Origin of the sequence: Algoriphagus sp. NBT04N3 (assembly GCF_019443765.1) — a bacterium.
GTDB lineage: Bacteria > Bacteroidota > Bacteroidia > Cytophagales > Cyclobacteriaceae > Algoriphagus > Algoriphagus ornithinivorans.
In genome coordinates this window covers 3,246,092-3,259,083 of the sequence record NZ_CP048415.1, presented here as the reverse complement: position 1 = coordinate 3,259,083, position 12,992 = coordinate 3,246,092, and the positions used below count along the sequence as shown (strand labels likewise).

Below are 12,992 nucleotides of genomic sequence, written 5' to 3'. Positions count from 1 at the left end.
CCATACATTCCTCCTCCTTGCAAGAAATCTTTAACTTTGGGCAACTTTCTCAAACATGATTAAACATAAAGCAACCTTACTTCTAGCTGACGGAACCGTTTTCCACGGTTCATTGATTGGAAACCCCGGTACCAATGGGGGTGAGATTTGTTTCAATACCGGTATGACTGGCTATCAAGAGATCTATACAGATCCTTCTTATACAGGTCAGGTTATTGTCACTACCACTTCACACATTGGGAATTATGGTGTACATAATGAAGAAGTAGAGTCTGATCATCCTACTATTGGCGGTATCGTTGTCAATAGTTTCTCAGAAGTTTACTCCAGACTGGATGGGCATGGTTCTCTTCAGGATTATTTGGTGAAATATAAAATCACCGGAATAGCAGATATCGATACCCGTAAGTTGGTGAGACATATCCGCTCCCAAGGAGCGATGAATGCAATCATCAGTTCTGAATTTGAAGGCAATTTGGAAGGTCTTAAAGTTGAGCTTGAGAAGTTACCGGACATGAACGGCCTGGAACTTTCATCTCAAGTTTGTACTCAAGAGCCTTATTATTATGGGGATGAAAATGCTTCAATCAAAGTTGCCTGTATGGATTTCGGGATTAAGAAAAATATCCTGAGAAACTTAGCCTCACGCGGAGTTTATTGTAAAGTATATCCAGCTAAAACAAAATTGGCGGAAATGGAAGAGTGGCAGCCAAATGCCTATTTCTTATCCAATGGTCCTGGCGATCCAGCTGTGATGGATTATGCAGTGGAAACTGTAAAGGATATTCTAAATACAGGAAAACCTGTTTTTGGAATTTGTCTCGGACACCAATTATTGGCAGAGTCAGTAGGTATTTCTACTTACAAGATGCACCATGGGCATAGAGGAATCAACCATCCTATCAAAAATATGGTGACAGGTAAAAGTGAAATTACCTCTCAAAACCACGGCTTTAATATCGTAAGAGAAGATACTGAAAAGCATCCTGAGGTGGAGATTACTCATGTTCATCTGAATGACAATACAGTGGCGGGCATCAAGCTGAAAAATAAACCGGCCTTTTCTGTGCAGTATCACCCGGAGTCTTCACCTGGACCGCACGATTCCCGGTATCTTTTTGATGACTTTATCGCCTTAATCAATCAAAATTAAATCTTATAAACCTTTTAGACTATGACGTTGATTCAATCAATTCATGCAAGACAAATCCTCGATTCACGAGGTAATCCAACCGTAGAGGTGGATGTGGTAACAGAAAATGGTGCATTTGGCCGAGCGGCTGTTCCTAGTGGTGCATCTACAGGAGTTAACGAGGCCGTAGAGCTTCGTGACGGTGACAAGAGTGTATATTTAGGAAAGGGCGTATTGAAAGCCGTTTCCAATGTGAATGATATCATTGCCCCGGAATTGGTAGGAATGGAAGTTTTTGAGCAAAACATGATTGACCAGATCATGATTGACTTGGATGGGACTTCCACTAAAAGCCGCTTGGGAGCGAATGCAATACTTGGCGTTTCTTTGGCTGTTGCCAAGGCAGCAGCAATGGAAGCAGGTCAGCCATTATATCGCTATATCGGCGGTGTAAATGCTAATACGCTTCCTGTACCAATGATGAATATCATCAATGGTGGATCTCACTCTGATGCACCTATCGCATTCCAGGAGTTTATGATTCGCCCTGTAGGAGCTCCTAGCTTCTCCGAGGCAATCCGTATGGGAGCTGAAATCTTCCATAATTTGAAAAAAATCCTTCACGATAAAGGTTTGAGTACCGCAGTAGGAGACGAAGGTGGATTTGCTCCAAACTTCTCCGGCGGGACAGAGGAAGCTTTGGGTTGTATTTTAGATGCAATCGAAAAAGCTGGTTATAAAGCTGGTGACGATGTGACTATTGCTTTGGACTGTGCTGCATCTGAGTTTTTCAAGGATGGAAATTATGATTACAAGAAGTTTGAAGGTGATACAGGAGTAATCAGAAGCAGAGAAGAGCAAGTAAACTATTTAGCTTCACTTACTGAGAAATATCCAATCGATTCTATCGAAGACGGATGTGCTGAAGAAGACTGGGAAGGATGGGCTATGTTGACCGCTAAAATCGGAGATAAAGTACAGCTGGTAGGTGATGACTTGTTTGTAACAAACGTGAAATTCCTGCAAAGAGGTATCCAAGAAAAATCGGCTAATTCCATTTTGATTAAAGTAAATCAAATCGGAACATTAACTGAGACCTTAAATGCAATCAGTATGGCACATAAGGCTGGATTTACAGCTGTAATGTCTCACCGATCCGGAGAAACTGAAGATTCAACCATCGCTGATTTGGCTGTGGCAGTTAACTGTGGTCAAATCAAAACTGGATCTGCTTCTAGATCTGATAGAATGGCTAAATACAACCAGTTGCTTAGAATTGAGGAGCAACTTGGCGATGCGGCAGTTTTTAAAGGAAGATTGAAGTAAGTCTTACTAGCTCATAAAACTTTTAAAATCCTCTGTCATAAAGACAGGGGATTTTTTGTTTAAAAAGGTAGGGTCTGGAAGTTAGGTTTCAATTTCTTCTTTGATATTATTTTTTCACCACAGAGGGAAATGATTTTTGATTTACGCCCCGATAGCTATCGGGGTACGATTTACGGGCAGTAAAGAAATTGTTATCGGAAAATTACAGCATAACATTTTTTCATCCACATAAACGTTGCTTCGTTGCGCCGCTGCGAGATTTTCTCACCACAGAAGAGCCAGATTTTGAATTTTTAATTTCAGCTTTAAACAATCAAATCGCATCTCTGAATCTCTGATAGTCTCTTTCAAACCAAAGTCTGCAATCAGAGCGCCTCTCCGATGCTTGACAGCCTAACTATTTGAAGCGCCAGAGGCGTGTTTTGATTGTAGCAATAAATTTGAATAAGAATTCCAGAGAACCAACGGCGCGATTTGATAACTCTTTCAAAAATTTCTTTGCTTCTTCTATCCTTTGCGGGAGAAAATAAGCTTTGCGTCGCTGCGCCGCTGCGAGCATTTTTTTACTTCAAGAGATTTCAAAACCCACAATTATCCTCCACTCGCTTCATTTTTGCATCATTTTTGTAATTTAACTTTCTGTTCTGTTTATACTATGAAGAAGCTTCTCAAACTAGGTGGTAATTTTTATGGATTGGCAACTCTTTGTTTCCTGTCTTGGATGATCTTTATTGACTCCAATAACTTGGTAAACCAGTTTAAACTAAGTCAAAAACTGAATCAGCTGGAGGATCAAAAGGAATATTATCAAGAGCGAAAAGTGAAAATTAAGTCTGAAAGAGAAGAATTAATGAGTAATCCCGAACTCTTAGAGAAGTTTGCCCGTGAAAAATACCTGATGAAGAAGCCAAGCGAAGATCTCTATGTTATTGTCAAAAAATAAACTCCTCACTCTTACTTTTCTTTTATCCTTTGGTCTGTTTTTTCAAGCGCAGGCCCAAAGAGAAATCTATTCAGATTCTGTATCATTCAAAGACAGGCTGTATTTCGGAGGGAACTTTGGGATGCAGTTTGGAACAGTTACTCTATTAGACATTTCTCCTCTTGTTGGTGTTATGATCACTAATAGATATTCTGCAGGAATTGGGGTTACTTATCAATATTTTAATGACAGGAGATTTTTTGGGAATGAATTTTCATCTTATGGCGGAAGGGTATTCAATAGGTTTAATGTACTACCTAATATTTTTATTCATGGGGAGTTCGAATCCTTGAATTTTGAAAATTATAATACCCAATCTGAGCGTTTTGAGAGGATTTGGTCCAATGCCCTGTTCTTAGGCGGAGGCTACTTTGCTCCTTTCGGTGGAGGAAGGGGAGGAGCCAACTTTACTTTCCTATATAATGTGCTTCATGATAATTTAAGGTCTCCTTATGGTGAACCTTATGTGATTCGAGTTGGTTTTGTGTTGTAAGTCTCTCAACTCAAACCTATGAATTCTTTTGTTTCTAAAATTCACCGCGCTCATCAGGAGTGCTCAGATTGCCCCTCTCCCAAGGTGATACAACAATTTTTTGAAGAGGTTTTGGGATTATTATTTCCAGAGTATTCTGTACAAAAGATCAAGGATGAGTCTGAGGTAGAACAAAAATTAGCCGCAAGCCAATTCACTTTGGAAGTGATCCTTCAGAGGAATACCCAGCTTCATGGTCAAAACGGAAAGGAATTGGCAGCTGAGTTTTTCAATAGACTGGAGAAAGTATACGATTGGATTCACTTGGACGTGGATGCAATGTATTCAGGAGATCCAGCAGCCAAATCCAGAACTGAGATTCTTCGTTCTTATCCAGGGTTTTATGCGATAGCAGCCTATAGAATTGCTCATGAACTGCATATGTTGGGAATTAAGTTAATTCCCAGAATGATTACAGAAATTGCTCATAGTCGTACGGGAATTGACATCCATCCAGGGGCTAAAATTGGCAAGTATTTCTGTATAGATCATGGTACTGGTGTAGTGATCGGAGAAACCACAGTAATAGGAGAGCATGTAAAAATTTACCAAGGGGTTACTCTTGGTGCTTTAAGCGTAGCAAAAGCTGATGCAGATAGCAAGCGTCATCCAACCATTGAAGATCATGTAGTGATTTACGCTGGAGCCACTATTTTGGGTGGCGAAACTGTCATTGGAAAAGGGAGTACTATTGGTGGGAATGTCTGGCTGACTAAATCTGTGGCAGCAGGGTCTAAAGTTTATTATCAGGCCCAAATGTACCATGCAGATTCAGAAGTGACGGATGTGTATGTATTCAAAAACGATTCCCATGAAGCTATTTGAATTAATTGGCAATACTCCTTTGGTGGAGCTTTCCCATATCCCGACCAATCCAAAAGTCAAGTTTCTTTGTAAAATGGAGGGCCAAAACCCGGGCGGAAGTGTCAAGGACAGAGCTGCGTTTAATATGCTTCAATCTGCCTTGGATAGAGGGGAAATAAAAAGGGGTGATAAATTGGTTGAGGCTACCAGCGGTAATACTGGAATTGCCTTGGCAATGGTAGCCAAAGTTTTGGGACTGGATATGACCTTGATTATGCCGGACAACTCAACTCGAGAACGGGTACTTTCCATGGAGGCTTATGGGGCAAGAGTTATTTTGACACCAGCAGCTAAAACCATCGAGTATTCTAGAACTCTGGCGGAGGAAATGAATGAGAAAGAAGGCTATTTCATGCTGAATCAATTTGCCAATCCGGATAATTATTTGGCCCATTACAAAACCACTGGACCAGAAATCTGGAATGATACGCAGGGGAAAGTTACTCACTTTGTATCTGCAATGGGTACCACAGGTACTATCATGGGGGTATCTAGATATCTCAAAGAAAAAAATCCTTCAATCCAGATAGTGGGCACCCAGCCTACCGATGGATCGAGCATTCCAGGAATCAGAAGATGGTCTCCAGAATTTTTGCCTGCGATTTTTGAAAAAGAGAGAGTTGACCGAGTGATAGATGTTTCACAGGATCAGGCTACTGAAATGACACGTAGGATGGCCAAAGAAGAAGGAATATTAGCCGGAATGAGTAGTGGCGGAGCTTTACATGCAGCTATCGAGCTTTCCAAAGAACTTGAAGAAGGAGTGATAGTCTGCATTACCTGCGATAGGGGAGACCGGTATTTGAGTTCGGATTTGTTTGGGTGAAAAGCATAAATAAATGTTAGTTTTTTGTCTTTAAACTCAGGCTAAATGAGCCCAATTTTTTTCAAAAAAACCGCTTCATTTTCTCCAACCCTTCTTTCACAACCACTTCCGCATCCATGGCATAGTAGGTTGGATTGAAAAGCTCTAAGGACAAAATAATGGGTTTTCCTTTAGCTTTGAGCGTATTGGCAAGTTCTTGCATGGGAGCAGCCCCGTCGCCTGGCATAACTCTATCCTTATCCTGTTGCTCCAAGCGCGGAATATCACCGGGTACATCATTCATATGGAAAATATCAATGGCTTGCCCGTCTAGGAGTTTCATGCCTTCAAAACCGGAGCCTCCTCGGAAAAGGTGATACACATCTGCAAGGATTTTTGCATCAGGATCGTTAGCCACAGCGGCAACCATCATGGCTTGACCCAAATGATGAAATGAAGGGAAAGCTCCCCAGAATTCCAGTTGGGGCATTACACCTGTTTTCCTGCCAAGATCCAATAATTGTTTGTACTTCTCTCCCGCCTCCATCAAGTTTAAAGGTGCCTCCGAACCAATAGCAGGAGCAGCTACGCGAGGGCAGCCTAATTCAGCCAAGACCCCCATCTCTTTTTCCATTTGAGCAAATCCAACTTTACTTTTTTCAGCATCTTGGGACATCCAGGTAGGAAAACCTATGCAATCGAAAAATTCCAGCCCCGCATCGGATGCTAATTTCTTGAGTGAAGCCAAGCTTTTTCCGGAATCCAAATAGGTTTGAATCTCCATCATCCATGGCTCAAAGCCATCATATCCAGCTCTTGCGGCTAGTTCGATGATTTGGGGAAGGCTCAATTTTTGTCCGCGAATAGTAGAAGTATTGAGAGAAAACCGAAACTGAGGTAGCGTTTTTTCCGCTGCTTTCGTTACAGCAAGAGGAGCTCCCACTGCTATGGATGAAAGGGCAATGCTTTTGAGTACTTGTCTTCTACTGGTCATATGGGGCTCATTTAGTGGATAGATTTTTCCTTCTAAAAGGAAACTTTGCCTTTCTAAACATAATTTTTAAAAACCTGAATCAAAAATCGATTCTCTCGTATTTTCGACCATGAGGAAAAGAATTTTTTTACTGGGCCTAATTAGCCTATCAATGGTTGGGGCATTTGCTCAGAGCCTCCAAGAAAATTTGGCTAACCTGGAATTTTACCAGGAAAAGCTACCTTTTTTTCAGGAGTTGATCACTGGAGCCCAATACCCTGAGCCTCCCAAAAACCATGAAGGCTTTCCTTTTTTGAAAGGCAGGTCTTTTGAATACGGCGGCTTAACCATCAATCAAGTGTATTACCCTGACATCCCTCTTTTATATGATATCAGATATGATCAGGTCATTACAGTACATCCCATTTACATGCAAAAGCTTCTTATAAACCCAGCCAAAATCAATTCATTTAGACTTGGGGATGGAAGCAATTTCGAGCAGTTGACCGGAAATGAGTCTTATGCTCACCATAAAAACGGATTTTATGAAATTGTGGAAGAGGGGAGTGTGACCTTGCTCGCCAAGCATTATAAAATTCCGAAACCCACCCGCGAATTGGGAGATTATGTGGCTAAATATGAGGAGTTCGAAGATTTTTTTATTTGGGATGGTGGCCAGTTTTTTTCCATAAAAACAAAGAAGTCTGCGATTAAAACTCTGGAATTGAGTAAAAAACTTGTCCGGGAGAATCTGACTAGAAAAGGTATTTATTATGGAAGCAACAAGAGACGATACCTAAAGATGTTAATTCAAATTCATTCACAAATAGGTACTGAAAATGAATAAAAGATTTTTAATCGCATTGCTAGGAGTTTTTTGCCTGTCCTTTGGTCTAGCAGAGGCTCAAACGCAGGAGAAAATCACAGGACTTTTTGCGGGAGTATCTTTTGAAAGGTTTGCTGAGCTCATAGAAAAGGAAACCTCCTATCGCTTTGTCTTTGATCCGAAGGTGATGGAGGAAGTTTCGGTTAATATCCAGGCGAAAGAGGGGAAATTAGATGATCTCCTGACCGCAATTTTTCAAGGGACCAGTTGGAAGTTTTCCATAGCTGCCGACAATAGGGTATTTATTACCTCAGGAAGAAAAATGCCTGTTGAATTTGTAAGGGGATATTTTGAGCCTAAAAACCAGGTTTCCAAGTTGGCAACAGATCAACAGGAAGATTTAGGTGCCTTTGCTAGGAACATGCGATATGAAATCGGAAAGGACAAAGAAGACCCCGCTCAAAAGACCGCAGTGCTATCTGGTAAAGTAAGCAACATAGAAAATGGTGAGCCCATGCTGGGAACAGTGATTTATGAAAACATTGGTTTTCAAAAGTCCATCACTGATGAAAATGGGTACTATCAAATCACCCTGCCTAAAGGAAGACATACTTTAATAATTCAAAATCCAGGAGGCTATCAAGAGCAGCGTCAAATAGAGCTTTTCGGAAATGGAGTCTTAAATATGGAGGTACAGGAAAGTTTTCTTTCTTTAGATGAAGTAGTAGTAAGCTCTGGGGCATTGTCCAATATTAACAAACTTGAAATGGGAGTTCAATCCATTTCTATGGCAGAGGTAAAGCGTCTTCCGGCTATTTTGGGAGAAGTGGATGTGCTGAGGGGCATATTAACCATGCCCGGTGTAAATACTGTAGGAGAGGCGAGTGTTGGCTTCAATGTAAGAGGAGGTGCTGCTGATCAAAATCTAATTCTCTATAATCAATCGACCGTATTTAATCCTGCACATGTCTTTGGGTTTTTCTCTGCCTTCAATCCTGATATGGTGGCAGGAGTGGAGCTTTACAAAGGTTCTGTTCCTGTTAATTATGGGGGCAGGCTTTCCTCAGTGCTTCAGGTAAGTCCAAAGTTTGGAAGATCTGATAAAATCGGTGGAAGTGGGGGTATAGGAATCATGACTGGCAGATTGAGCTTGGAAGGCCCTATAGGAGAAAAGACCACTTTTATTCTAGGTGGGAGATCTACTTACTCTGATTGGGCTTTGAATTTATTGGATGATGAAGCTGCCTTAAATGGTTCAAGAGCCTCTTTCTATGATTTTAATGCCAATGTTAGGCATATTTTTAACGAGAAAAATCATTTGGAAGTCACTAGCTACATTTCCAAAGATGAGTTTGCCTTTGATCCTGACACTACCTATTCCTATCAAAATCTAAATGTAGCAGCGACTTGGCGTCACTTTTATAATGAACAGTTGGAAGCTCGGTTTACTGCTGGTTATGATGCATATCAATTTGGAATTATCGGGCAGGATAATCCTTTAAATGCATTTGATTTCAATTTTGATGTAAAGCAAGTCCATTTGAGAACCGATTGGGAATACAGAAAGGACCTCAACCATATTTATAAATTTGGGCTCCACGCAATCCAATACCAATTAAATCCTGGGACAAATAACCCCTTTGGCACAGAGTCAATTGTAATTCCTCAGGATTTGGAAAATGAACAAGCGCGGGAGTTAGCAATCTATTTTGGAGACGAATGGACGATCAACGAGCGCCTTTCAGTTAGTTATGGAGGCCGATATATGTTGTACCAATTTTATGGTCCCAATACCGTGAAAGAGTATGTGCCCGGAGCACCCATAATTGAAAGCAACCTTACGGGGGAAAGAAATTTTGGAAAAGGAGAAACTATTCAGACCTATCATGGACCAGAATTCCGGCTTTCTGGTAGGTATAACTTAACCAACCAATCTTCAATTAAAGCTGGGTTTACTACAACAAGGCAAAACATTCATTTGCTCTCCAATACTTCCGTAATAGCTCCTACAGACTCATGGAAACTCAGTGATTCATATATCAAGCCTCAAACAGGAGGGCAGTTTTCTTTAGGATATTATCAAAATATTGGAGTAACAAAATTTGAATTTTCCTCTGAAGTCTACTACCGGTACATGAGTAATATTCTGGATTATAGGTCAGGAGCATCTATTATTCTAAATGAGGATATAGAGCAAGATGTACTCAATTCCCTCGGTAGAGCTTATGGTATTGAATTTTTATTGAAAAAGAACACAGGCATTTTAAAAGGCTCACTGGCATATACCTATTCTCGTTCCTTACTGAGAACCTCTGATGAACCGAGTATTGAAAAAATTAATCAGGGTGCTTTTTACTCCAGTAATTTTGATCAGCCCCACCATGTCGTATTAGTGACAAATTACGAATTGAGTAAGCGAATAAATGCTTCTTTAAATGGGAATTATAGCACCGGAAGACCGGTAACCTTACCTATTTCAAAATTTGAGTATGGCGGATCTGAAAGGGTTTATTTTTCGGATAGAAATGCCTACAGAATTCCGGATTATTTCAGAGTTGACCTTTCTGTCAATTTGGAAGGAAATCATAAAGTAAAAAAACTCGCCCATTCGTCCTGGTCAGTCGGAGTCTACAATGTATTGGGTAGAAGTAATCCTTATTCAGTCTATTACACCCCAGTAGAAGGAAAATTAAGAGGGTATCAATTATCCATTTTTGCTAAACCAATTCCATTTATTACTTACAATTTCAGATTTTGATGAAAATACAGAACCTTTCTTTTTTCTTGCTTCTTTTGCTCTTTTGGGGGTGTAGGGAGCCTTTTGAGCCGGAGATTGAAGCACGGGATCTCAATGTTCTGGTGGTAGAAGGTTATCTCGATTCGGAAGGATTAAGTAGTAATTTAAGATTGAGCTTTACTTCCAATATCCAAGATGAATTTAATTTCAATCCTTCAGCGCTTGGTGCTACTGTTTACTTGGAAAGCAGTTCCGGCGCGAGATATTCCCTTTTAGAGCGAGGTGAGGGTATCTATGAATTCCAACATGATATTCCTGAAAATGAAACTTATCAATTAAGGATTTTTCTCAATGATGGTACGAGCTATACCTCTAGTGAATTAAAGCCTGTGATTACTCCTGAGATTATTGATGTTGGTTTTGAACAAAATGAGGCTGGTGTGGAGGTGTTTTTGACCACCAAAGGTAATCCTGATGCAGATGATTTTCTCTGGACTTATGAGGAAACTTGGGCTTTTCGCCCTCCAATTATCTCTTTTGACAAATATGATCCAGAATTGAAAAGGATTATTCCGCGTTCAGCCGAAGAGCGAATTGATTTATGCTATCGAAGTGCCTTAAATTCTGATCTGATTTTAGAGACCTCCTCTAGATTTCAAGATCAATTTGTATTTAGACAATCTATCAAGCAAATCAATCTAGGAGATGAGCGACTTTCCCTTCGCTACAGTATTTTGATCTCGCAAAAGGCTCTAAGCAAAGATGCAGTTGAATTTTGGGAAATTTTAAAGAAAAATACAGATGATTTAGGCTCAATTTTTAGTCCACTCCCTTCGAATATTAGAGGGAATATAAAGCAAGACCAAAACCCTGATGTCCCGGTAATTGGGCAGGTGAGTTTAGGGAAAGTTCAACAAAAGAGGCTTTTTATTGATATTAGAGAAGTGGCACCATGGAGGCCGGAAGTTCCTGAGTATGCAGGATGCTTTTTGTCTGCTGATACGGTTTTTGTAGCAAATTATGATGCTGTTTTCCGCTCCGAAATCAATATACCGGCTTTGCCTATTTATCTCGAAAATGCCATTGAGCCAATCGGCTACAGGTATTCCACTCCAAGATGCGTGGACTGTACTCGAAGAGGAACTAATATTAGACCTGATTTTTGGGAAGAATGAGCATGCTGCCTAAAATATATCGTCCCATATGCATAGTGATTCTTGCTTTTATGTATCACTTGCCCAATGCTTTCTGTCAAAATCTTGTAGAAGAACAGGTTTCATACAGTATTCCTAAGACTATTTATTTTACTGAAGAAAAAATATGGATTTCTGCAGAAGTTACTCAGAAAGGAAAGCCTAGCTCCTCCCAGGTGCTCTATGCAGAATTGTTAAATCGGGAAAATGAGTCCGTTCATTTAGCGAAGATCTTACTAGAACAAGGAGAGGCATTGCACTTTTTGGAAATTCCTTCCAATCTTCCTTCAGATCATTATTTATTGAGAATATATACCCGTATCAGTCCCTTGCTCAATTTGGAAAATGGGATGAAGCAACAATTGGTTACTATTTTCAATCCAAGAATCCCTCCGAAGGTAGTAGCCAATAGGTCAGAGCAAATAGTCAAAAAAGGACATCAAAAAGAGAGCTATACTTTGATCCAAGGTCAATTCAACCCAAAGGAAATTATAGATATTCCTGAAGAATTAAAGGGGCAAAAAATACAAGAGCTCAAGGTAAGCTTGGTTAATCCATTCTTGGAAGAGGAAAGACAAATCTCATCCTCTCAATTGTATGAAGGAAAAGCCGAGGGAGTTTTAATACCAGAATTGTTTGGACATATCGTAGCTGCCAAGGTGAACCCAAATGAAGTGGACACCTCTAAGGTTTACTTTCTTTCTGTTCATGGAATAGAGTCAGCACTCTACTCAGATAGACCAGATGCAAATGGAAATCTATTTTTTGATATCGGTGGCCTGAAGCATTGGAAGTTCTTGATTGCTCAGGCAGATCAAAATGGAGATCTGATGAATTTTGAACTTCAATCTCCGGCAGTAAAAACCCGTTTCAAGAATGGATTCACTTTCCCTCAACTTGAGATATCATTGGCAGATCAAGAGTTGCTTCAAAAACTATTATTGAGCAGTGGAGTGCAAACTTATTTTCGAGAAAAATTGAATCAGGAACCTGTTCCAGTAGTCACGGGTTTTGTTGCTGATTACTCCTATAATCTCGATGATTATACTCGCTTCGAAAGTGTGGAAACGGTGATCAAAGAATATGTCCCTTCTGTAGCAGTTAGGACCCGATCAGGGAAGAAAGAATTTAGATCTAATAATGAATTCGGGAATCGGTTCGAAGGTAACCCCTTGATGCTGGTAGATGGAATGCCAGTTTTCAATTCGGATCAATTGGCGGCATTTAATCCAAAAAGCTTCGAAAAGTTGGATGTGCTGGCAAGGGTCTTTTACCTGAATGAACAGAACTACGAAGGGGTGATTAGTTTCTCTTCTTACAAAAGTGATGTTGGTGGCTTTCCTTTACCGACCAATGCCATCTATTCTCCTTATCAAGGTATCCAAATTCCCGTGGAGCTTGAGTCCGAATTCGGTCAGCCTCAGGAAATCAGAAATCTTCAAGACTTAAGGTCTGTACTAACCTGGAAATCAGAAGCTAGAGGTAGGGTAGATCTTTCTGAAGTCAAAATTATAACTTCAGATTTACCGGGATTGTACCAAATGTCTATTCAATATCAATCGGAAGATGGAAGCGCACAAAGCTGGGAAAGTTATTTCGAAGTAAAAGCTGCAGAAGATTAG

General features: G+C 40.3%; 11 protein-coding genes. 10 read left to right on the top strand and 1 reads right to left on the bottom strand.

What is annotated here, in order from left to right:
* The first annotated feature begins 55 nt into the window (after window positions 1-55).
* From carA to cysM, 6 genes are all read left to right on the top strand, one after another.
* The gene (gene carA / locus GYM62_RS14075; RefSeq protein WP_219956901.1) at window positions 56-1,153 is read left to right on the top strand and encodes a glutamine-hydrolyzing carbamoyl-phosphate synthase small subunit; all 1,098 of its coding nucleotides are present in this window, start codon (window positions 56-58) and stop codon (window positions 1,151-1,153) included.
* A 21-nt stretch (window positions 1,154-1,174) separates the two neighbouring features.
* Window positions 1,175-2,458, top strand: coding sequence for a phosphopyruvate hydratase (eno, locus tag GYM62_RS14070; protein ID WP_144606826.1), 1,284 nt, complete (start codon window positions 1,175-1,177; stop codon window positions 2,456-2,458).
* 655 nt (window positions 2,459-3,113) lie between these two features.
* A complete protein-coding gene (locus GYM62_RS14065) occupies window positions 3,114-3,401 on the top strand; it encodes a septum formation initiator family protein (protein ID WP_091652892.1) in 288 nt (95 codons plus the stop codon).
* Window positions 3,382-3,933: a hypothetical protein gene (locus GYM62_RS14060; RefSeq protein ID WP_219956900.1), complete on the top strand. Its 552-nt coding sequence runs from the start codon at window positions 3,382-3,384 to the stop codon at window positions 3,931-3,933. Before GYM62_RS14065 ends, GYM62_RS14060 begins: the two co-directional genes overlap by 20 nt.
* 18 nt (window positions 3,934-3,951) lie before the next feature.
* Window positions 3,952-4,797 carry a serine O-acetyltransferase gene (locus tag GYM62_RS14055; RefSeq protein ID WP_219956899.1) on the top strand — a complete coding sequence of 282 codons (846 nt, stop codon included), beginning with the start codon at window positions 3,952-3,954 and terminating at the stop codon, window positions 4,795-4,797.
* On the top strand, window positions 4,784-5,662 hold the full coding sequence (gene cysM / locus GYM62_RS14050) for a cysteine synthase CysM (RefSeq protein WP_219956898.1): 879 nt from the start codon (window positions 4,784-4,786) through the stop codon (window positions 5,660-5,662). The genes GYM62_RS14055 and cysM overlap by 14 nt, the downstream gene beginning before the upstream one ends.
* A gap of 61 nt (window positions 5,663-5,723) precedes the next feature.
* Here cysM and GYM62_RS14045 read toward each other — a convergent pair whose 3' ends face one another.
* The gene (locus tag GYM62_RS14045; RefSeq protein WP_219956897.1) at window positions 5,724-6,635 is read right to left on the bottom strand and encodes a sugar phosphate isomerase/epimerase; all 912 of its coding nucleotides are present in this window, start codon (window positions 6,633-6,635) and stop codon (window positions 5,724-5,726) included.
* Between the two features lie 151 nt (window positions 6,636-6,786).
* Here GYM62_RS14045 and GYM62_RS14040 point away from each other — a divergent pair, with 151 nt between their 5' ends.
* Genes GYM62_RS14040 through GYM62_RS14025 form a run of 4 tightly spaced genes read left to right on the top strand, consistent with a single transcriptional unit; the run spans window position 6,787 to window position 12,992 of the window.
* Window positions 6,787-7,461, top strand: a complete 675-nt coding sequence (locus GYM62_RS14040) for a hypothetical protein (RefSeq protein ID WP_219956896.1) — start codon at window positions 6,787-6,789, stop codon at window positions 7,459-7,461.
* Window positions 7,454-10,198 (top strand): TonB-dependent receptor domain-containing protein, encoded by a 2,745-nt coding sequence (locus GYM62_RS14035; protein WP_219956895.1) that lies wholly within the window; start codon window positions 7,454-7,456, stop codon window positions 10,196-10,198. The genes GYM62_RS14040 and GYM62_RS14035 overlap by 8 nt, the downstream gene beginning before the upstream one ends.
* Complete coding sequence (locus GYM62_RS14030) at window positions 10,198-11,352, top strand: DUF4249 domain-containing protein (RefSeq protein ID WP_219956894.1); 1,155 nt, start codon at window positions 10,198-10,200, stop codon at window positions 11,350-11,352. Before GYM62_RS14035 ends, GYM62_RS14030 begins: the two co-directional genes overlap by 1 nt.
* A 50-nt stretch (window positions 11,353-11,402) precedes the next feature.
* A complete protein-coding gene (locus GYM62_RS14025; protein WP_219956893.1) occupies window positions 11,403-12,992 on the top strand; it encodes a hypothetical protein in 1,590 nt (529 codons plus the stop codon).

Coding starts and splice junctions, on each gene's coding strand:
- GYM62_RS14025 (WP_219956893.1), top strand. CDS start 11,403: ATGTATCACTTGCCCAATGCTTTCTGTCAAAATCTTGTAGAAGAACAG.
- GYM62_RS14065 (WP_091652892.1), top strand. CDS start 3,114: ATGAAGAAGCTTCTCAAACTAGGTGGTAATTTTTATGGATTGGCAACT.
- GYM62_RS14060 (WP_219956900.1), top strand. CDS start 3,382: ATGTTATTGTCAAAAAATAAACTCCTCACTCTTACTTTTCTTTTATCC.
- eno (WP_144606826.1), top strand. CDS start 1,175: ATGACGTTGATTCAATCAATTCATGCAAGACAAATCCTCGATTCACGA.
- GYM62_RS14040 (WP_219956896.1), top strand. CDS start 6,787: ATGGTTGGGGCATTTGCTCAGAGCCTCCAAGAAAATTTGGCTAACCTG.
- cysM (WP_219956898.1), top strand. CDS start 4,784: ATGAAGCTATTTGAATTAATTGGCAATACTCCTTTGGTGGAGCTTTCC.
- GYM62_RS14030 (WP_219956894.1), top strand. CDS start 10,198: ATGAAAATACAGAACCTTTCTTTTTTCTTGCTTCTTTTGCTCTTTTGG.
- GYM62_RS14055 (WP_219956899.1), top strand. CDS start 3,952: ATGAATTCTTTTGTTTCTAAAATTCACCGCGCTCATCAGGAGTGCTCA.
- GYM62_RS14045 (WP_219956897.1), bottom strand. CDS start 6,635: ATGACCAGTAGAAGACAAGTACTCAAAAGCATTGCCCTTTCATCCATA.
- GYM62_RS14035 (WP_219956895.1), top strand. CDS start 7,454: ATGAATAAAAGATTTTTAATCGCATTGCTAGGAGTTTTTTGCCTGTCC.
- carA (WP_219956901.1), top strand. CDS start 56: ATGATTAAACATAAAGCAACCTTACTTCTAGCTGACGGAACCGTTTTC.